The 21,875-nt window shown below is 49.4% G+C and carries 14 protein-coding genes; 10 read left to right on the top strand and 4 right to left on the bottom strand.

Annotated features, from left to right (window positions below; translation table 11 throughout):
• Nucleotides 1-5 precede the first annotated feature (5 nt).
• From ilvD to ACO1NT_RS07020, 3 genes are read right to left on the bottom strand one after another with little or no spacing between them, the layout of a single operon-like run.
• A complete protein-coding gene (ilvD, locus tag ACO1NT_RS07030; protein ID WP_449047773.1) occupies nucleotides 6-1,694 on the bottom strand; it encodes a dihydroxy-acid dehydratase in 1,689 nt (562 codons plus the stop codon).
• A gap of 39 nt (nucleotides 1,695-1,733) precedes the next feature.
• Complete coding sequence (locus ACO1NT_RS07025; RefSeq protein WP_449047772.1) at nucleotides 1,734-2,807, bottom strand: Gfo/Idh/MocA family protein; 1,074 nt, start codon at nucleotides 2,805-2,807, stop codon at nucleotides 1,734-1,736.
• Nucleotides 2,804-3,676, bottom strand: a complete 873-nt coding sequence (locus ACO1NT_RS07020; protein ID WP_449047771.1) for an amidohydrolase family protein — start codon at nucleotides 3,674-3,676, stop codon at nucleotides 2,804-2,806. Before ACO1NT_RS07020 ends, ACO1NT_RS07025 begins: the two co-directional genes overlap by 4 nt.
• 198 nt (nucleotides 3,677-3,874) lie before the next feature.
• Between ACO1NT_RS07020 and ACO1NT_RS07015 the strand changes: the two genes are divergently transcribed.
• From ACO1NT_RS07015 to ACO1NT_RS06970, 10 genes are all read left to right on the top strand, one after another.
• Nucleotides 3,875-4,783, top strand: a complete 909-nt coding sequence (locus tag ACO1NT_RS07015) for a helix-turn-helix domain-containing protein (protein WP_449047769.1) — start codon at nucleotides 3,875-3,877, stop codon at nucleotides 4,781-4,783.
• A gap of 228 nt (nucleotides 4,784-5,011) precedes the next feature.
• Nucleotides 5,012-8,254: a SusC/RagA family TonB-linked outer membrane protein gene (locus ACO1NT_RS07010; RefSeq protein WP_449047768.1), complete on the top strand. Its 3,243-nt coding sequence runs from the start codon at nucleotides 5,012-5,014 to the stop codon at nucleotides 8,252-8,254.
• A gap of 10 nt (nucleotides 8,255-8,264) precedes the next feature.
• Nucleotides 8,265-10,163: a RagB/SusD family nutrient uptake outer membrane protein gene (locus ACO1NT_RS07005; RefSeq protein ID WP_449047766.1), complete on the top strand. Its 1,899-nt coding sequence runs from the start codon at nucleotides 8,265-8,267 to the stop codon at nucleotides 10,161-10,163.
• Nucleotides 10,164-10,194: 31 nt separating this feature from the next.
• Nucleotides 10,195-11,412 carry a DUF4959 domain-containing protein gene (locus tag ACO1NT_RS07000; protein ID WP_449047765.1) on the top strand — a complete coding sequence of 406 codons (1,218 nt, stop codon included), beginning with the start codon at nucleotides 10,195-10,197 and terminating at the stop codon, nucleotides 11,410-11,412.
• Nucleotides 11,413-11,436: 24 nt separating this feature from the next.
• A complete protein-coding gene (locus ACO1NT_RS06995) occupies nucleotides 11,437-12,618 on the top strand; it encodes a DUF4998 domain-containing protein (RefSeq protein ID WP_449047763.1) in 1,182 nt (393 codons plus the stop codon).
• A gap of 37 nt (nucleotides 12,619-12,655) precedes the next feature.
• Nucleotides 12,656-14,008 carry a hypothetical protein gene (locus ACO1NT_RS06990; protein ID WP_449047760.1) on the top strand — a complete coding sequence of 451 codons (1,353 nt, stop codon included), beginning with the start codon at nucleotides 12,656-12,658 and terminating at the stop codon, nucleotides 14,006-14,008.
• Nucleotides 14,009-14,030: 22 nt separating this feature from the next.
• Nucleotides 14,031-15,197 carry an SGNH/GDSL hydrolase family protein gene (locus ACO1NT_RS06985; RefSeq protein WP_449047759.1) on the top strand — a complete coding sequence of 389 codons (1,167 nt, stop codon included), beginning with the start codon at nucleotides 14,031-14,033 and terminating at the stop codon, nucleotides 15,195-15,197.
• A 49-nt stretch (nucleotides 15,198-15,246) separates the two neighbouring features.
• Entirely contained in the window at nucleotides 15,247-18,018 is a 2,772-nt protein-coding gene (locus ACO1NT_RS06980; protein WP_449047758.1) for a family 78 glycoside hydrolase catalytic domain, read from the top strand.
• 36 nt (nucleotides 18,019-18,054) lie between these two features.
• Nucleotides 18,055-19,875 carry a hypothetical protein gene (locus ACO1NT_RS06975; protein ID WP_449047756.1) on the top strand — a complete coding sequence of 607 codons (1,821 nt, stop codon included), beginning with the start codon at nucleotides 18,055-18,057 and terminating at the stop codon, nucleotides 19,873-19,875.
• A gap of 192 nt (nucleotides 19,876-20,067) precedes the next feature.
• Entirely contained in the window at nucleotides 20,068-20,769 is a 702-nt protein-coding gene (locus ACO1NT_RS06970; protein WP_449047755.1) for a porin family protein, read from the top strand.
• Nucleotides 20,770-20,790: 21 nt separating this feature from the next.
• On the opposite strand, the gene ACO1NT_RS06965 is transcribed toward ACO1NT_RS06970, so the two are convergent.
• The gene (locus tag ACO1NT_RS06965) at nucleotides 20,791-21,261 is read right to left on the bottom strand and encodes a 3-oxoacyl-ACP synthase (RefSeq protein ID WP_449047754.1); all 471 of its coding nucleotides are present in this window, start codon (nucleotides 21,259-21,261) and stop codon (nucleotides 20,791-20,793) included.
• Nucleotides 21,262-21,875: the final 614 nt, after the last annotated feature.

Raw genomic sequence — 21,875 nt, 5'->3', positions numbered from 1 at the left:
ATCTATCAAATCACTTTTTCATCAGTGATACATCCTATAGAAGCTGAAGAAACATGCTGGAGGTATTTGAATAATACACCTGAAGTGACCGTTGGGGCTCGTTGGGTCCAGGTGGCTCCACGGGCGTCCAATTCCGCTTGTGTCAATCCCACATCGATGCGGCGGTTCACCACGTCGATGGTAAGACGGTCGCCATTTTGCAAAAGCGCAATAGGCCCCCCGTCGAATGCTTCAGGCGAGATGTGTCCTACAACGAAGCCATGTGTGCCACCCGAAAAGCGTCCGTCGGTAATCAGCGCCACGTCGTTGCCCAGCCCGGCCCCCATAATGGCGGCGGTAACCTTGAGCATTTCGGGCATGCCCGGCCCGCCCCGCGGCCCTACGTAGCGGATGACGATGACATCCCCCTTATTAACCCGTCCTTTCTTCACAGCGTCGACCGTTTCGTCCTCACTGTCGAACACATTGGCGGTTCCTTCAAAGAATTCACCTTCTTTTCCCGTTATCTTGGCTACCGAACCCGCGGGGGCTACATTTCCGTAAAGGATTTGTAGATGCCCGCTCTTTTTCAATGGTTTGTCAAAAGGTCTTAGAATATTCAAGGCATTATCCCAAGGTTTGATGTCAATTAAGTTATCACGAAGTGTTTTGCCGGTAACCGTTATGCAATCGCCGTTCAATAAACCATGGTCCAAGAGAATCTTCAAAATGGCAGGCGTTCCACCACTGTCATGCACATCTTCCATGAGGTACTTTCCGCTTGGCTTCAAGTCGGCGATTAACGGTGTATGGTCACTGATGTACTGAAAGTCACTTAACGTCAATGAAAGCCCGTAGGCGCGAGCGATAGCGAGATAATGCAGCACAGCATTGGTAGAGCCCCCGAGTGCCATCACCACGACCAGTGCATTTTCCAGCGCTTGTGGCGTAACGATATCACGCGGTTTCAAGTCGAGCCGCAGCAAGTTCTTAATGGCGCCAGCTGCATCTACGCATTCCTGTTTTTTTTCGTCGCTTGTGGCGGGGTTGGATGAGCTATAGGGCAATGATAAGCCCAGTGCTTCAATGGATGAAGACATCGTGTTTGCGGTATACATCCCACCGCACGCTCCTGCGCCGGGGCATGCGTTACGGATAATCTGATTGAGCTCTTCATTATCGATGATGCCCGCCATCCGGGCACCATAAGCTTCAAATGTCGATAATACGTTGATTTTTCCTCCTTTGTGGATTCCGGAGTGGATACTCCCCCCATAGATCATGAGCGCGGGGCGATTGAGCCGCCCCATGGCAATGACCGCTCCGGGCATGTTCTTGTCGCACCCCATTACGGTTACCAAACCGTCGTACCATTGCCCCCCCATCACCGTCTCGATGCAATCGGCAATGAGATCGCGCGAGGGAAGCGAAAAGTTCATTCCGCTGGTGCCCATACCGATGGCATCGCTTACTCCGATCGTGTTGAACGTGAGCCCCGTTATGTCGTGTGGTTTCATCGCCTCAACCACGATAGCTGCAAGGTCATTGAGGTGCATATTGCAGGGGTTTCCCGCATAACCCGCACTGGCGACACCCACCTGGGGAAATTTGATGGTCTTTTCGTCCAAACCAATGGCATGGAGCATCGCTCTTGAACCCGGTTGGTCCTCGTTTTCGGTGAGTTTTCGGCTGAATTTATTTAGAATGGTGTCCATTATATTAGCGTGACATGTTAATGGTGAGCAAAACTTTCATTAATCGGGGATGGTTGTGCCACCGGAATCGTTTGATATATAGGCGGCCTCCACCAAACGCATCGTATCATAGGCGTGTTTCACTGATGTAGCATGCGGAGAAGCCGGATTTTCGATGGCACACTGTAGGTCGGCCATGGTGGCTATGAACGCGTCGGGATACCACGCGCCGGAAATAGGCCCTTCTACCCACCCGTCATGGGCGTTATCGGATAAGAAATATTCAAAACGGTCGGCTTCACCCTTCGGGAAATTGATGTTTTTTCCAAGCGTTGCTTTTACGGCACCCTTCGTTCCTTCCCACTTCACAAACGAATCCTGGTGTTGCAATCCGAAATCATGCCCATGGTTGGTGTTGACAAACGCCCGCACGGGTTCTTCATAATCAAATACGATAATCGACCGTGTCGATGCCAATTGCATCTGTTTGGGATGCTGGAATGTTTTAGCGTATAGCCGCTTGGGCATACCTAAGAAATATTTGATCATATCCATGTAATGGATGCTATGGTAGAGCATTTCCATGCGTGGCAGTCCGAAAAGGAAATCCCAAAGCTCCCACGGATGATGGATGTTCATCCGTATTTCCATATCGTGCAATTGACCGATAGCACCTTGGCCAATCAGGTGCTTTGCAGCAATAATCGAAGGAATCAGTTTCATCTGGAAGTTTACACTTGCGGTAAATTGCTTTCGCTCACAGATTTCGATGATTTTTTTTGCGTCGCTGAGTGTTTCCCCCATGGGTTTTTGCATCATGACGTGGGCACCGTGGGGTAACTGATCCAGGATATCCGCTAATTTAGATGCGGGCACGGCGATATCGAATACCGCGTAGGAAGGTACACGGTCGATAAGTTCCTGCATCGAATCATATACCTCTTTAAGTTCGAATGCCGCTGCGAGCCGTGCCGCTTTTTCTACCTGAATGTCATAGATGCCAAGGACAGGCCATCCTGCTTTTCGGTAGGCGGGGAGGTGGGCCTCTTCCACAATGCCGCCGGCACCTATGACCACAATTGGTTTTGGTCGAGTGGGCATGGCAAAATCGGAAGTTAACGAATAGTTATTCATGTACTTTTGCTAATTTGATAGAAGTTAAGCGCATTGTGATGAAATACCTTGTCGATATCCACAGGCGCGAATGCACGGCATAACGCCCGAGCCGTCTCGTACCACTTTGCATAGGTTGAGGCGAGGGTCACCACTGGCCAGTCTCCGCCGAAGGCAAGCCGGTTGGGGCCGAAGTATTCGATGACCGTGTCTACATAAGGTTGGAGGTCGGCAACGGTCCATGAGTCCCAATCCGCTTCGGTAACCAATCCTGATAACTTACAGCATACTTTGGGGTGTTCAGCTAGCGCTTTGATATGGCTTCGCCATTGTGTAAATGCGTTGGTTCCGATGGCCGGTTTGCCGAAATGGTCGAGGACATAGCGATTATCTGGCGCAGCCTGTACAAGTTGCAGTGCCGCGGGCAACTGATGCGCTTTCACACCGAGGTCAAAACTCAAGTTATGCCGATTCAGGAGGGCCATGTTCGCGATGAATCGTGGGTCTCGATATAAAGAAACAGGCTCCTCCTCGAGCCGGCGAATCCCTTTCACCAGTTTGTTGCCTATAAGTTTGTGTAGCTGTTCCTCGGCGTCCGGCGCCTCCAATGGAAAGTATGGAATGATACCGCGGATGCGTGATTCTTTTTTGGCTAATGCCGTTATGTAGTCCACCTCAGCCAAATATTCAACGGGGAGGCATTCGCACTGTATGAATATCATATCCGATATGGGTATGCCATCCGTTGCGGTTTCGTAATCAGCAAGTCCGAAAGACCGCTTGATCGACAACCCGTCCAACCAGGGATAATGCAATGTTTCCAGATCCCAGAAATGCACGTGGGCATCGGTAACGAATGGGCTATCGTATTTGTCGTCTATCTTGGCCATAAAAATTTCGTTAAAGGTAGAATGAAAATGGTAGTTCCAATGGTATCGGATTAGCAAGTATCTGTACCGTTTTGATTTTTCGGGTAAAGTATGTTGGATTTGTTGTATTTTCGATATTCGATTGATTGGCTATGATGTTTATTCTAGATAATTAGTCAAAAAAGTATATGCTGAACTGCTTTTAATGTAAAGATAATCATGAAACCCATTTATGCCAAGCCCCCGTTAGGAAGCAGAGCTGCTTTTCAAGTGAGAAAGGATTATTTTGATGTGCTCGACACGAAATGGCACTACCATTCGGAATATGAGCTGGCCTTTATCAATTATCCCCATGGCAAGCGTATTGCGGGCAACAGCATGGCAACCTTCGATGAAGGGGATTTGGTATTTTATGGGCCTAATATCCCCCATGCATGGTCACATGAGCCAGCCCCGGGAACGCATACCGAGCCGTCTTATAATAAGGGGCTTTCATACCATGCTGTCGTTGTGCATTTTAGTGCGGATTGCTTTGGGGAATCATTTTTTTCCATTCCGGAAATGAATGCGATTCAGGCTGTACTGAGGAAGAGCACCCATGGCTTAGTGGTGAAGGGCCCATCGCGAACACGGATCGCAAGTTGGATGAACCAACTGGTTGACCATACGGGCTCTGCGCGGGTTATCTTATTGATCCAGATTTTGCAAGAAATTGCTTCGACCACCGATTATGATTTGCTCTCGTCTGCAGGTTATTGGGATAATCTAAACGATAATGATGCGGTACGGATGAGTGGAATTTACGAGTACATCATACAGAATTTCACCAAGGAAATCGCATTGGACGAAATTGCGCGGCAGGCGCACATCTCGCCCTCGGCCTTCTGTCGGTACTTTAAAGCACGGACAAAGCGAACCCTCAAAGAATTCGTGAATGATCTGCGCATCAACCATGCCTGCCAGCTGTTGGAAGAAAATCAACTGAGTATTACCCAGATTTGCTTTGAAGCGGGGTTTAATAATATTTCCAATTTCAATCGCAGGTTTAAGGAGTTCAAGGGGATTACCCCTCAACAGTACCGAACCAATATTTCAGGGATATACCACCATACCAACAAACAGGCCTAAGTAATCGCGGGTACGGTGAGATGGTCAATTTCGTATTGATTGTAGCCAAATCCGTACTGTTTTGGTAAGCTGTTTCCGGCTTACTTTGTCCATATAATTATAATCCTAATGAGTCGATATTATATCATTGATATGGCGTCTGTTTTATTTGAGGTTCCCATTCATGTGTGAAATTCCCATATGGGATTATGAATTGATAACGGTTATGCTGAACTTAATTTAATCTGTATGAGAAAAAATAAACTACTCAAAAACCGAAACGTAATGGTTCTTGTGTGCGTGTTTGCCGTTTCACTGGTCATCGCCGAAAAGGCCCGTGCTTACAGCGGCCCCTTCCATTCAATCCGTCAAGACGAGATTGAGGTGAAAGGTATCGTCCAGGATTCGGTTGGTGCGTTGGCCAATGTGACGATTACCGTGAAAGGGAATTCGAAGGTGGGTACGGCGACCGACGAGAACGGGCGTTTCATCTTGGTGGTACCCGGGCAAGGTGCTACGTTGGTTTTCCAGATGCTGGGCTACGAGACCCAGGAAATCGCGGTATCTCGCAATGCTGATTTAAACGTCACGCTTCAGCCGGCCACCCAGGAGGTAGGCGAGGTGGTCGTAACTGCATTTGGAAGCGTTACCAAAAAAGAGGCGGTCGTGGGCGCGGTAACATCCATTACGCCCGAGGAGCTGCGGATCCCTTCTAGCAACCTGACCAATGCCTTAGCAGGAAGGGCCGCAGGGATTATTGCCTACCAGCGTTCGGGTGAGCCGGGACGGGATAATGCCGATTTTTTTGTCCGGGGTGTTACAACATTCGGTTACAAGAATAGTCCGCTCATCCTGATTGACGGAATAGAATCGTCAAATACCGACCTCGCGCGTATAACGGTAGATGATGTCGCTTCTTTTTCCATCCTCAAAGATGCCACCTCTACTGCCGTTTACGGTGCCAGGGGTGCCAATGGCGTGATTCTGGTGGAAACGAAGAAAGGGAAGGAAGGCCGAGCCAAGATATCGTTCCGCGTGGATCAGGCATTTTCTGCGCCCACAAAGAATATAGAGTTGGCCGACCCCATTACGTATATGAAAATGGCCAATGAAGCGGTGCTTACAAGAGACCGTCTGGGAACCATCCTTTATTCTGACGACAAGATCAACAGAACAGGGCAACCCGACGCCAGCCCCTATATTTATCCGATGAACGACTGGCGTGAAGCGTTATTCAAAGACTATACAAGCAATCAGCGCTACGCCCTTAATGTAAGCGGCGGTGGCGGCGTGGCACGCTACTTTATTTCCGGTGGGCTGAATCAGGATAATGGGGTGCTGAAAGTGGATCCAGTAAATAACTTTAACAGCAACATTAACCTGAAAAGCTATTCGTTGCGCTCCAATATCGATATCGATCTGACCAAGAGCACCATGCTTACCGTAAGGTTGTATGGTAATTTTGATGACTACCGGGGGCCTATCCATAACGGGGAAGATATGTATGCCATGTCGATGCATTCCAACCCGGTTCAGTTCCCGGTTACCTTTCCATTAGATGAGGACCACGCGCATGTGAAGCATGTCGTTTTTGGAAACAATGTGACGCGGAGCAACCGTGGTTCCCTGTACTTGAATCCCTATGCGGAGATGGTGAGGGGCTACCGCGATTGGAATCGCTCCAAAATGATGGCGCAGCTGGAAGTATCCCAAAACTTTGGCGACTGGGTTAAAGGGCTTAATTTCAGGGGGATGTTTAATGTAGAGCGCTATGCTTATAATACGGTTACCCGCTCCTACAATCCGTTTTACTATGAAATATCCAATTATGATCCCTTTACCCAAGACTATTCGTATAATGTGATTAACTCCTCGGCCAACCCACAGCCCGTGGGACCCATCGGTACGGAATACTTAAGTTTTGATAGTAACGCCGACCTCCGGGAAGTCAACGCTAATTTTTACGCCCAGGGGGTTTTGAATTACGATAATATATTTAATGAAACCCACTCCGTAAGCGGGATGCTGGTGGGTATTGTGCAACAGCGCCTCAATTCAGCGGCCAGTACGCTGCTTACCTCCCTGCCTTTTAGAAATACGGGGCTGTCTGGCAGGTTTACGTATGGTTATGACACCCGGTACCATGCCGAGTTCAATTTTGGGTATAACGGTTCCGAGCGATTTTACCAAGAGAAACGCTTTGGTTTTTTCCCTTCCGCAGGTGTTGCATGGAGCATACATAACGAACCTTTCTTTGAAAAGTTGAAGGGTACGGTTAATACGCTGAAGTTTCGGTATACCTACGGTATCATCGGTAACGATGCTATCGGCGAACCTTGGGATAGGTTCTTCTATTTGTCCGAGGTGAATATGAACGCGGTGCCCCGGGCCGCCCGGTTCGGCCGTGATCTTATAGGAGCCAGCAAATACCTCAACGGCGTTTCTGTTTCGCGGTATGCCAACGAAGACATCACATGGGAAAAATCGACCCAACAGAACCTGGGACTGGAGGTGGGGCTGTTCCGTGCCATCACCCTGAATGTGGATCTTTTCAAACAGCACCGTACGAATATCCTCATGACACGGGCTTACATCCCCGCTACGATGGGGCTGTCGGCACCTATACGTGCAAATGTGGGTGAAGCGTCATCGCAAGGTATCGATGCATCGCTTACGGTCAACAAGTCGTTCGATAATGGACTGTTCTTATCGGCCATGGGGAATTTTACCTATTCCACTAATGAATTCCTGGTGAACGAAGAGCCGGTTTACAAAGAGGCTTACCGCTCTAGGGTGGGGCAGAACATCAACCAAGTCTATGGTTATATTGCCGAACGCCTCTTTGTGGATGACGAAGAAGCGTTGAATTCCCCCGGGCAGAATTTCGGTCGCCCGGTATTGGGCGGTGATATTAAGTTTTTGGACGTGAACGGCGACGGCGAAATTACGCAAGCCGACCAAGTACCCATTGGCTATCCTACAATCCCTGAAATTGTGTATGGTTTTGGCCCTTCCGCTTCCTATAAGGGATTCGATCTGTCCTTATTTTTCCAAGGCCTGGCCCACGAATCGTTCTGGATGAATTATACCGCTCCTAGCGCCGATAGGCCTTACGAAGCCATTAATCCTTTTGTCGGCGATAGGCAGGTGCTCAAAGTAATTGCCGATGATTACTGGAGCGAGCAGAACCAGGATGTTTATGCCCTCTGGCCCCGCCTCAGCAATTTTGACCACCCCAATAATGCGCAGTCAAGCACGTGGTTCATGCGTAATGGCAGCTTTTTGCGCCTGAAAACCATAGAGTTCGGTTACACCCTGCCACAGCAGGTTACCAAAAGGATTGGGGCTTCCAGCGTCCGGATCTATTTTAGCGGTAACAACCTGCTTACCATTAGTAAATTCAAGCTTTGGGATGTTGAAATGGGCGGTAACGGTCTAGGGTATCCCATCCAAAAGGTGTACAATCTGGGGGTTCACGTTAATTTTAATTAAGCTTATGAAAATGCTCAACATACAAAAGGTAGCTTTAGGTTTTTTGGTTGCAATCGCTTCTTGCTTTTCGTCATGCACGAATTACCTCGATATCGTTCCCGATAATGTGGCTACACTCGACAATGCCTTTGCCATGCGCGGAGAGGCCGAAAAATACCTGTTCACCTGTTACTCCTACATGCCTCGTACCGCCGATATCAATGGTAGCCCGGCTCTATTTGGTGGCGACGAGGTTTGGGAACTTCCCGAAATTAACGAAACGAGTGTGTACCGGCAACTGGCGGAAGGGAACCAAAATGTAAATAATCCGATTGGTAATTTATGGAGCCACATGTATGCGGCCATTCGGGACTGCAATATTTTCCTCGAAAATATAGAGCGGGTGCCAGATATGGAACCCAAAGAAAAACGACAATGGATTGCGGAAGTAAAAGTGCTGAAGGCTTATTACCATTTCTGGTTGATTCGGATGTATGGCCCCGTCCCTGTTATCCGCACCAATATACCCATTTCGGCCGGTGCCGATGAGGTGAAGGTGCTCCGTGAACCGGTGGACGATTGCTTCGCCTACGTGGTACAGCTGCTGGATGAAGCGAAAGACGATCTGCTTCTCACGGTCGTAGACCCCCAGTACTATGGCAAGATATCCCAGCCGATAGCTTATGGGTTGAAGGCGAAGGTGTTGACCTTTGCGGCCAGTCCACTCTTCAACGGCAACACCGACCAAGCCAGCCTGAAAAATGCGGATGGCACCCAACTATTCAATCAGGAAGTATCCGTAGCGAAATGGCAGTTGGCGGCCGATGCATGTCGTGAGGCAATAGCCATCTGCGAAACCGCGGGCATCAAACTCTATGAACATCCAAACGTTAAGGCTGCATTTTTAATCGGCGATACGATGCAGACCGAATTAAGCCTGCGGATGGCCTTTTCGGAAAAATGGAACTCGGAGATCATATGGGCGAACACGCAAAGCTGGATCAACAGGGTACAGGTACTCGCCTCGCCCGACTGGGCACCCAGCCCCCAAGCACGTGTGTGGATGGACAACCGCTACAACGCGCCTTTGAAAGTGGTGGAACAGTTTTATACCCATAACGGCCTTCCGATAAGCGAAGACAAAACATGGAACTATGCGCAGCGTTACGCAACGAAAATAGCCACCGACGCAGACGAACATGACCTGTATATCAGGAGCGGCTTTGCCACCGCCACGCTCAATTTTAATCGCGAACCGCGGTTTTACGCCTATCTGGGCTTCGACGGCGGTATCTGGTACGGGCAGGGCCGGTTCAACGATGAGGTGCCCGCTGACCTCTACTACTTGCAGCTCAAATTGGGTGATCCGATTGGAAAACAATCGAGCTACCAAGGCCCGGTTACGGGCTACCCCATCAAGAAATGGATACACCCCGATAATGTGCGGAGCCCTACAAGCTATACCACGATCGAATACCCCTGGCCACTGATGCGATTGGCCGACCTGTATCTGTTATACAGCGAGTGTCTTAATGAGGTGGATGGTCCTAGCGACGAAGTGTTTGCCTACCTAGACCAGGTCAGGGAACGGGCAGGTATTCCGGGGGTCGTTGCGGCTTGGACAGATTTCTCAACCAATCCCGCAAAGGTAACCACCCAGAACGGCGTGCGTGAGATCATCCGGCAGGAAAGGCTGAACGAACTGGCGTTTGAGCAGCATCGCTTTTGGGACCTGCGGCGGTGGAAACTGGCCATTACGGAAATGAACAAAATGATTACCGGCTGGAATGTTAATGGTTCGACCACCGAGACGTATTACCGGCCGACGAATATTTTCCAGCAACGCTTCGGTATCAAGGATTATTTCTGGCCGATCGCCGAAAATGAACGTAATGTGAATACGAACCTGGTACAGAATATCGGTTGGTAAAGAATGTAAACACTTTTAATTTTCATAAAAGATGGAAAAGAAATTTCAGTTTGTACTAGGCGTACTTCTTTCGTTGGTGCTGTTCAGCTGCGACCCGAGTGAAGATTTCGTAAATTATACGGACCCAAAGCTGCCCGCTCCTGCACAAGTATCCGATGTTAGCGTTATTCCAACGAGCGGCGGGGCACATATTATTTATAAGGTGCCTAAAGACCCTAATCTCAGGTATGTGAAAGCGGTTTATGAAACGGCTCCGGGTGCTGTTTGGGAAGTGAAATCCTCCTATTATACCGATACCTTGAAAATAGAAGGCTTTGGCGATACGCAGGAATACGACGTGAAACTGTTTAGCGTGGGCAAGAACGAAAAGGAATCTGAACCATTGGTAGTAACCGTTAAACCGTTGATGCCGGCCATCCAATCGGTATATGAGTCCCTGGATGTGTCGGGCACGTTTGGCGGTATCAATGTAAAACTGCAGAATCCCGACCGTGCCAACCTGGCTGTCATCATCATGATAGATACGGCCGACAATGGCTACTATAGCGAACTGACCACCTATTATACCGCTGCGGATGACATTAATTTCTCCGTGCGTGGGATGGATACAGAAGAAAAGAAAATTGCCGTGTTCCTGCGGGACCGCTGGAATAACCGGACGGAGATGAAAGAGTCTGTCGTTACACCCTTGTTCGAAAAACTGATTGACAAAGCCACTTGGAGTGCATTGGAGCTGCCAGGGGATAATTTCCAATACGTCGAAAACTACCCACTCTACAAGATCTTCGACGGTGGTTTCGGCTACTGCTGCCTCTTTGCTTCCGATCAATTTCAACTACCGCACACCATTACGCTCGACCTCGGGAGGCCGGTGACTATCAGTCGTATGAAAACATGGCTCCATCCCGAAGGTGCTTACCAAGGTTCCCATCCGAAGGAATTCGAAATCTGGGGAGCCAATAGCGTCAATCCGGATGGCGATTACGTGGATGTGGAGAACAAGATCTATCGCGATAACTGGGTCAAATTGGGGACGTTCAGCTCCTTTAAACCCTCTGGAGAAGGGCCGGTAACCGCGGAAGATCGGGACTACGCCTTGAACCAGGGCGAGGATTTTGAGTTTGAACCGGGTATACCTGCTGTTCGGTACATCCGTTTAAAAACGCTGAATACTTGGGGTATCCCCAGCGGAAGGGCCCAAATTGTCATTCAAGAGCTTACATTGTGGGGCCAGGATGGTAGTAATTAATGGTGAAATCAATTTTTGAATAAGATGAAAATCAACATAAGTTACCTTGTTGCAGCGCTTCTGGTGATGGCGGGCTGCAAGAAAATGGATGATACCTACAAAAAATTCGTGGTGCCATCCGGCATCACGTACGTGGAGCGCGCTAAAATGGTAAAGACATATTCCGGGTTGAATCGGATACAATTTGGTTGGAAGGCACCGGCCGATCCGAACGTGACCCACGCACGAATCTATTGGAATAACTATCTGGATTCGGTAGCGTTGGAAATACCTGAAGATGCTGACACCGTTTCCTATCTCCTGGATATCCCCGAAGGCAATTACTCCTTTATCGTCAAGACATATGACGACGAAGGCCACCAATCGGTACCGGTGGAAGTGCAAGGGCGGTCTATCGGAGAAGCATTCCTCTCCAATATGTTCAACCGCCCCTTGTCGCGGGCGTTTGTTGACAATGCCGACGGACAGTTACAGCTATTTTGGGGCGGTGCTGATATCAACAATGGAAGCATCGGGCACGAGCTTACCTATACAGATGAGGCCGGTGTGGAAAAGCGCCTTTTTGTAAAAGCTGAGACAGGAAGCACGATGCTGGCCGATTATAAAAAGGGAACGGATCTTTCCTACGCTACCTGGTACATTGCCGATACGACATCGATTGATACATTGAAAACCGAAGTGGATATCATCGCGGGGAACTCGATACGGTATAGGTTGGATAAATCGAAGTTCCAGGAATATTTTCTTCCCAACGATGCACCGGCGCTGGCGGAAATCGGCTGGTTCCTCCGGAATATGTGGGATGGCCGGACCAATGCAGACCCCGGTTTCCATACGCCGGATTTGCCAAAGCCCGCCCACGTAACCTTTGATATAGGTACATCGGATTATTCCCTGTCTTCATTCCGGCTGTGGCAGCGTACGGATTGGGGTACTGCCTACGGCCACGGCAACCCGAAGACGTTTGCCCTGTGGGGAAGCAACGACCCCGCCGCGGATGGCAGTTGGGATAGCTGGACCAAGCTTGGTGATTTTACGTCCGAAGCACACGATATAACCGCAGGGGAATTATTCGAAATACCTGCTGGAGCTCCGGCTTTTCGGTATTTGCGGGTTCAGGTATCGTCTACCTGGGGAAATGGTGCGGATGTTGGCCCCATCGTCATGATGGAAATCGAATTAATGGGTAGCTTTGAGGCACCTTAGATTTGAATGAGTGGTAGCGGTATTCGAATTAGTTGAAATGAAAACGCAAATGCGTGCTTTTTTGAAAGGATGTTTGATATTATTGGTGGTAGCGCAATCCACCGCACTGCGTGCCCAACAGATCATGAGTGATGATGATTTTTTGTATCTGGAGGGATTAACCAAAGCGGTAGTAGATAGCTCGCGAATTCATTCCGGTCAACGGTTGCCCGATCCATTTGGCGTGAATAACACAGGTGGAACACTGATCCGTCCAGGTGGCCGCGAAACGTACCCCGCCTTCTGGATTCGGGATTATGCGATGACGTTAGAAACGGGATGGGTAACGCTGGAAGAACAGAAGCATATGCTTTGGTTAACAGCGGCGACCCAATGTGACCAATCATGGATTACCAAAGGCGGAAGTTATGTGCCGTATGGCGCGATTGCGGACCACATCCGTGTCGATGATTCGATGCCGATTTATTTTCCGGGGACCTATGATTATGAAGAGCAGGGTACCGAGGAATTTGGCCGGATGCCGCCATATTGCGATCAGTTTTATTTCGTTTTTATGGCGCATTATTACTGGCAAGAGACCAACGATGTGAAGTTCTTGAAAAATGAAATCAATGGCATAAGGCTTAGCGATCGGTTGGAAATCGCTTTTGCCATTCCTCCATCGCGTGCAGACAATGGCATCGTTTATACAGTGGATAACTATCGGGGAAAGGATTTTGGATTTCGTGATGCCATTCGGATTACGGGGGAGCTCTGTTACTCCAGCATTTTAAAGTACCGGGCCGCATGGCAACTTGCGGAGCTATTTGATGCCATGGAAGACAAAGAAAAAGCGCACTCATACCGGCAAATTGCGCGTAAGATCAAGCAGGCATTGGTTCCTACGTTCATGAATGAAGAAGGTATGCTGCGCGCATCGACAGGTAAGAGTGGGCAGGCCGATGTGTGGGGCACTGCGCTTGCCATTTACCTTGGCGTGATGGAAGACGACGATGCCCGTAAAGCCGGCAAACACCTTGCGGCGGCATATGCAGCGGGCAACCTCGCCTATAAAGGCGGGATAAGGCATGTCATCCGGGGCGAAGATTTTAGCAGTCAAACCGCTTGGGAAGATGCCATTGTTCCGGTAGACACCTATCAGAACGGGGCATATTGGGGCACGCCGGTGGGTTGGGTCATCAACGCCATAGCTAACGTAGACCCCGGCGCCGCGGCACGGTTAACACGGGAGTATGTCGACGAATTGAGGGAAGGGGACTTCCGCAAGGGAAGTCAATTTTCCGGCCCATACGAATGTTATAGTCCGTCGGGCTACACGCGCGGTCCAGTGTATATGACGTCTGTGAGTGCTCCATATATCGCATTGCGAAAGCTTCGCGAGATCCAGTAAAACTTTAGTTAACCATGTTCTGATGCGTGCCATACTTTTTTTTCTCTTTTACCTGATGCCGTGGTTTTGTTTCGGCCAAGCTGAGCAACCAACGAATATCCTATACCATCAAATACTATCGGAAGGCAATGATTATCCCGAGCTTTTGGGTACGGATTTAACGTACACCGCAGAGGGTTTACACCTGCATGTAGATAATAAACTGGTGAAGTTGGATAAATATTACGCGCTCGCCCGGCGTTTGATACGCTACCATGTACGGTTCTCGGCCGATGCCGAAATGGCATTCAGCAGTAACGAAGGCGACTTTGTTGCCCATGTAGACATGGCTGGCAAACGGATCAGTATAGCAACCACACCGACCCTTTACAGACAGGTCGATTTTTTGGATGCTTCACATGAGTATCTTATTGAAATTCACAGGGATTATCAAACGTCGGGCATCCGGATTATTGATTTGTTTACGGGTCAGTCCGCAGAACTGTTCGCGACGATGGATGGCCAGGGTGGTGTGGGTCAAGGCCAGGAGCGGTCGGGTTTTTATGTCGGCCTTCAGCACGACTATTATTGTTTTGGCCTCGTTAAGGGTACGGATGCCTGGGTTAAGCGCCTCATCGTCGAGTCGAAAGCAAGTGATTTGACACTATTGATTTATGGCGACTCCATCACGGAACCTGAGGGTTACTTCCCGACCGCTGACTTCCCCCGTTCGTGGACCCAGCTTATCATCGACAGGGTGGAGGGCAAGGCGGTATCGAGTGGGCGGGGCGGGACAACCATCCATCAGTTACTGGATCGTATAAAGAACGAATTGCCCTACGTGAAAGCAAAATATGTGATGGTAACCATTGGAACCAACGGTGGTAACACCGAAGGGAATCTCAATGAATTAGTGGAATACATCAAACAGCAAGGGGCCATCCCGATCCTGAATAATATTCCTGCAAACGAAAGCAACACCCATATCGAAGCCAATGCCCTCATCGAAAAGGTGCGGCAAAAATATGGGATCAATGGCTGTAAGTTTGATTTGGCCACATCTGTAAATCAAGATGGCAAAGAAGTCGATCGGACCACGATGTATTTCGAAGATTACGACTGGGGTAAAATATACCACCATCCCAATGTGAAAGGATCTAGACTGATGTTTCTCCGGACATTGGTCGACGTACCCGAAATCTATGAGTAACATTCATCCAATGTTCAATGTATTATTCAATTCCGCATAAGTTATCCTGATGATGTATCCCAAAGTATATGAATTCCTGGTTTTTGTTGGCTGCTTTATTTTTCAGTTCAGTAGTCTTTCTGGAAAGCCTATTTCTGTCACCGCAACTACTTGCGAATATCGGGTGGATCCATTGGGGATCGATATGCAGAATCCGCGGTTTAGTTGGATCCTGTCGTCTGACGAAAGGGGGCAGCGGCAGACCGCCTATGAGCTGATCGTTTCCACAGATGTTCGGCAGATCAGAAGGGGGCGTGGTAATACATGGTCGACGGGTAAAGTCGAAACGGATCAGAGTATCCATGTGCGTTATCAAGGCAAGCTGCTCGAACCGTTTACCCGATATTATTGGCGCGTGCGTGTTTATGATAAAGAAGGGCGCGTATCTCCATGGTCCAGAATCAATTGGTTTGAAACGGCTGCGTTGGCCGATAGCGACTGGCGGGGGCACTGGATCGGCGACGGTAGTATGCCGCTCACTCAGGATGCTGATTTCTACCAGGATGATCGTAGTCCGTTGTTTCGAAAATCGTTTGATGCGAAGAAAGGTGTTGCATCTGCTCGTTTGTATATCAGTGGGTTGGGGTACTATGAAGCCTATCTGAATGGGGCCAAAGTTGGTAATCGGGTGTTGGAGCCGGGGTGGACCGCTTATGACGAACAGGTGCTGTATTCCGTGTATGACGTTACCGATCAACTGCACAAAGGAGCAAACAGGGTTGGGGTGATGCTAGGGAACGGGTGGTATAATCCGCTCCCGCTGCGGTTTTGGGGAGCGTACAACTGGCGGGACGCATTAACCACGGGGCGCCCGAAAGTCAAGGCCATGATTCGGATCAAATATAAGGACGGCTCGGTCGACATCGTCGAAACGGACGACACGTGGCAAACTGCACCGGGGCCGATTGTACGGAACAGCGTCTATTTGGGGGAGCATCATGATGCACGGTTGGAAGATCCGACCTGGTGTACGGCCAAAGGAAGCGATGAAGGGTGGACCGATGCAACGGTCGTCAATGGTCCCCTGGGGGTGATGACAGTACAGCAGCAACCGCCTGTTCGCGTCACCAAAGTGGTGAAACCGATTGAAGTGAATGAGGTAGAGCCTGGCGTATTTGTCTACGACATGGGACAGAATTTTGCCGGTGTAGCCCGTATCCGTGTGAAAGGGCCTGCAGGTACCAAGATTACCCTACGGTATGGCGAAGATCGGTATCCCGACGGGCACGTGAACCTGATGACCACGGTGGCCGGTCAAATTAAGGCTGGAAATGGTGGGCCGGGCGCGCCGGAGATTGCTTGGCAAGAAGATAGCTACATTCTCAAAGGCGGCGAAGTTGAAGTGTGGGCGCCAAAGTTTACCTTTCACGGATTCCGGTACGTGGAGGTGAGGGGGTGGCCGGGCCAACCGGATCTGGACGATGTCGAAGGGTTGCGCATGAGTGCCGATTTGGAAAAAGCGGGCCATTTTTCGTCGTCAAGTGAATTGTTCAACAAATTGGATGATATTATCCAATGGACATTCCTAAGCAATGTGTTTAGCGTGGTGTCCGATTGCCCGGGGCGTGAGAAATTGGCATATGGAGGTGATATCCTATGTGCAGCCGAAACATTCCTATTCAATTATAACATGAGCCAGTTTTACACCAAAACGATCCGGGATCACGCCAATGACCAGCGCCCCTTAGGGGGTATTACCGAAACTGCACCGTTTGTTGGCATCGCAGATGATGGCCCGGGAGACGGGTCTGGGCCACTTGGGTACCAAGCAGGTTATCCTTATCTCATAAAAAAATTGTATGATTTTTATGGCGACAAACAGATTGTCGAACAATCCTATTCATCGCTGCAAAAACAAATGGAATTCCTCAATGCCCATACCTCGAATTACTTGTTCAGTACAGATCTCGGTGACCATGAGTCGTTGGAAGACAAGAATAAACCATTGACAGCGTCCGTTTTTTACCATCTCCATGTAAAATTGATGGCCGAATTCGCCGCAATCCTCGGTCGCTCGGATGATGAACGGGAATACCTTGCCTTGGCGACCCGTGTCAAGAAGGCAGTCTCTGGTAAGTTTTTGAACAAACGTAATGGTATGGTTGGCAACGGCACGCAGTCCGACCAATTATTTGCCTTATGGGGCAACACCGTGGATGACACGGATTACGAACACGTGTACCGGCGGCTCAAGATCGCGTTTGATGAAAAAGACTGGCACGTTTCTACAGGCATCTTCGGTACGAAGATGATGTTTGATGTTTTCCGCGAAAGGGGTGACAATGAACTGGCCTATCGTGTAGCAAATCAACGGACATTTCCCGGATGGGGCCATATGGTAGAAAATGGGGCGACGACGATTTGGGAAACATGGAAATATTCGGACAATACTTACTCGCAGAACCATCCGATGTTCGGTTCCATTGGAGAATGGTTCTACCGGTCACTGCTCGGCATCAATGAGGCCGCGCCTGGTTTTAAACGAATCCAGATTAAGCCGCAACCGGCTGGCGACTTGCGCCACGCCGAAGGTACGTTTAAGTCAGTGCATGGTACCATTGGCAGTTCCTGGCGTATCATGGAAAATGGGTTCGAACTGGATGTCGATATACCGGTAAATACCCAGGCCGAAATCTGGATTCCACGTACTTACGGTACGGCGATAAGCGAGGGTGGAAAAGCGTTGGATCAGGCTGAAGGGGTAACCCACGTGCGTGATGACGCGGACTATACCGTTGTGCTAACCGGGTCGGGGCATTATCAGTTTAAGACTGCCCAATGAGCGTATTCATTTCCATAGTATCATAGGTCGAATCCCATGATGTTCAAAATTGCCGTGTTGCTTAGCGTCATCCTATGGGCGAGTTTCCGTATCGGAACGGTGGTAGCGCAAACTCAGCATGCGCCAACGCCCGCGAAAGATCGGTTTTCATTGACCCACCTTTCGGCGACCGATGCGCTGGGCCGACGGATCGGCGTGGTAGAGGAAACATCCGGCGCCCCGAAATACGTGGGGGTATTTTACTCGGTTTGGCTGGGGCAGCACCATTCGGGTCAACGCGGTATATATGACATCCATAAACTCCTCGCAACCCATCCCGATGCGTTGTTCGATCCCCAGGGACAGCCCGAAAGCCCGTTGCATGAGTTTCATTTCTGGGGTGAGCCGCTATATGGTTATTACAGCATGAGTGATCCGTGGGTGGTTACCCGACACATCGAATTGCTTGCCAATGCTTCTATCGATTATCTATGCATCGATGCAACCAATACGGTATTGTATCCTGTATCTACATTTAATTTATTAGATGCCCTTCTCAGGTTCCAGGATCAGGGTTTTTCGGTTCCTAAAGTAGTGTTTTATACGAATACGCGGTCTGGAACAACGGTGGAGAATATATATCGGGAATTTTATCGCGGCGGTAAATATGATTCCATCTGGTTTAGACCGAATGGGAAACCGATGATTGTCGGTATTACCGAAGCGAATGGCCATGCGTCGGACCAAACAAGGTTTGAAAAGACCGAGGTCGAATCGGGCAAATACACGGACTTCATATCGCCGACCATGAAGTCCTATTTCGAGGTGCGTGAATCGCAATGGCCTAACGGCGAGTACAACGAGCATGCTTTGCCCTGGATGAGTTGGCAATACCCACCGTGGAACCATGATGGATCGGTTGCCGTGCCCGTTGCGCAGCACAGCCATTCCGTTATTTATGCCAGTAGCATGCACCCGGAATGTAATCGCGGTTACAACCACCTTACCGGGCAAGTGGAAGCCGACTGGACCGCAGGCGCTAATTTCCAAACCATGTGGGAGGCGGTTTTTTCGAGTAAAGAGAAGATCGACCATGTGCTGGTAACGTCGTTCAACGAATGGATGGCTATTAAATATGTACGGGAATCCACCGAAGTTTTTTTTGTAGATGTATTCAATCCGGAGTTTTCCAGGGATATTGAGATGATGAAGGGCGGATACAATGATAATTTCTATATGCAATTGGTGCAGAATGTCCGTAAATTTAAGTTTTCGCAAGCAGGGCCCGACGACCGTGTGCCGGTTACGGCCATTGATATACAACGTAGCGATACTGTTCAGTGGGACCGTATCGAAACGACGTACGTTGATTTCGCGGGCGACGCCATACCCCGGGATTTTGCGAATGCTGCCGGCACAGCCGTGTATACAGACCGCAGTAACCGCAATGATATCGTTGAGGTTAAGGTTGCGCACGACGAAAAAAACCTATATTTTCGGATAAAAACACAGGCCGACATCACTGCCTATAATGGTAGCGACCTGAACTGGATGAATGTTTTGATCCGTTCGACGGGTGATGCGGATTTTGCGGGCTATCATTATATAATTAACCGTAAGCCGGGAATGGGACATACTTCCGTGGAACGTTCATTGGGCGGCTATCATTGGGTGCAATGCGGTGAAGCCGAGTATATGGTTCGCGGCAACGTTATACAGGTGGCCGTACCCTTGGAGCAGCTGGCGCTAACAGCGGAAAATTGTGCAATTGAGTTTAAGGTAGCCGACCATGTTACGCGATACGATGATATCATGGACTATTATGTAACTGGGGATAGTGCCCCCCTTGGGCGTTTAAGTTTCAGCTATGGCCAGTGATTCCCGGCAATTGATGCCGGAAAATACTTGATTCGTAAATCAATTAATTTTTTTTCGTTGCCCGTGTAGCGTTCCCCGCGCGACCTCCGTTTAACTCACAAACGGCGCCTAATGCCTTTGCCTTTTACTAAACATCGGAATAATGGTGGCCACGTATATATTTTTTATTGTACTAAACAAGATTAAAATCTAATGACAAGTCAACGCACCCTGATCCCAGGACTGGTCGTCCTATTCGTTGTATTTTCCTTCGTTACCCAAGCCCAAACCATTGTTGGCCTGCGGGCGGGTGTTCATTTTTCGGGTATCCGTGTTACGGATGCCACGGGCAAGCATCAGGATACAGGCATGATCCCACGTGTGCAGGCTGGCCTCACGGTGGATATTCCCTTGGCCATGGGATTATATCTGCAGCCAGCGGCCCTGTATGTAGGCAAAGGATTTAAACAGGACGGCGGTTGGCTGGCTGCGGCCGACCAGGAATTCCAAGCGGCCGTATCGTACGTCGAAGTGCCGCTCACGCTCCTTTATAAGCTATGGACAGGTGCCGGAAACCTCATGGTGGGCGCCGGCCCGTACGTAGGGTACGGACTCGGCGGGACGTGGGAGGCTGAGGGGCAGGTAATGGTCGGTGATATTCCGCTCGGAAACGATTACGAAGCTGTCATTTTCAGGAACGATGTGGCAGATGGTGAATATGGCAGTTATCTCTACGGAAAACCTTGGGATTACGGGGCAAATGTCATGGTAGGATACCAGTTTTCACCCCGGTTTTCGATGCAGCTACAAGGTCAATTTGGCGTCGCCAACCTGGCGCCTGATGTTGACGGAACAGCACCCGAAGGCAGCGTGCGTAACAAGGGGTATAGCCTTACGATAGGGTACGGATTCTAGGCCGCTTACGGGGTGCCGCCATCACGCAATATCTGCTATTTGGTAGATGGCACCGTTGACGGCGACCTGTTCGCCAATTTGCATGCCCATAAGCTGTTGGCCCAACGGCGATGCTGCCGAAATAACCCAGCAGGATAACTGGCCAACCTGCAATTGTCCCATGCTGATGGCGATAAAGAAGAGGCCCCGGTTTGTGGTGACCAGACTGCCCAGCCTTACGGGGCCATTATCCACCCGCGGATCTAAATTAACGAGTACCTGTTCCATCCGTTTCGCTTCGGCCAATAGCTGATGGTGTCGCGTCAACTCCTGTTGCATCATCTCGCGTGTGGTTTCAAATTTGTCGCCAGCACTGCTTTTTGTGTCGTCCTTCGCCGCCTCGCTTGCCGAAACGATGGCTTGCTGGGCGTTTGCGATGCGTTGGTTTACGTAACGCCCGCACGCCGCCAAGAGGGAGGCTTTAATGGTTTCGGGTGATGATGATTTATCCATATATGCTTCGTTATCGATGGTTTCCAATTTTTTCTACGCGGGGTGAATATCGGTAAAATGTTTTGTACAATATCACACCCGCGACCATCAATGGGTCCGAACGGTCGCCGGCCCTTAACGGTAAATGTTTGAAAAGTTCAAGTTTTTTTAATAAAAAAAAATTTCGAGTTCCCAAAATATAACATACATTTGCATTGAGCAAGCCAGTGATAACCAACTAAACGATTGTAGGACGTCGTCACTTGCCCATTAAAACTAAACGAGTATGGAGAGAAACAGACACATTTCAACCCTTCCATTGCGAAGGCAATTACCCAAAAACCTATCAAAGAACAGTGATTTTTTAAACAGTTAAGGATTGCGGCGTCTCCTTTCCAGGTTTTATCAATGAACAGGGGACGCATGATTTCAACCGAAAAATGAGCATGCCCCGTTTGTGCCGTTGCGCGCGGGTCGTATGCTTCGAATGATGTATCGTTTGTACGATGTTGCAAGCAAACCAAGAGTGTATTCGCTTTTTTAATAACCATTAAAATGCCATGAGAATTATTGGAATTTTGTTTTTACTGCTATTGCATGGTGTAGGCCTAGCCCAAACCAAGCAGGTTTCCGGG

Source organism: Parapedobacter sp., from assembly GCF_053550995.1.
Note: the sequence above shows the minus strand (reverse complement) of the source record. Positions and strands in the feature narration are given on the sequence as shown.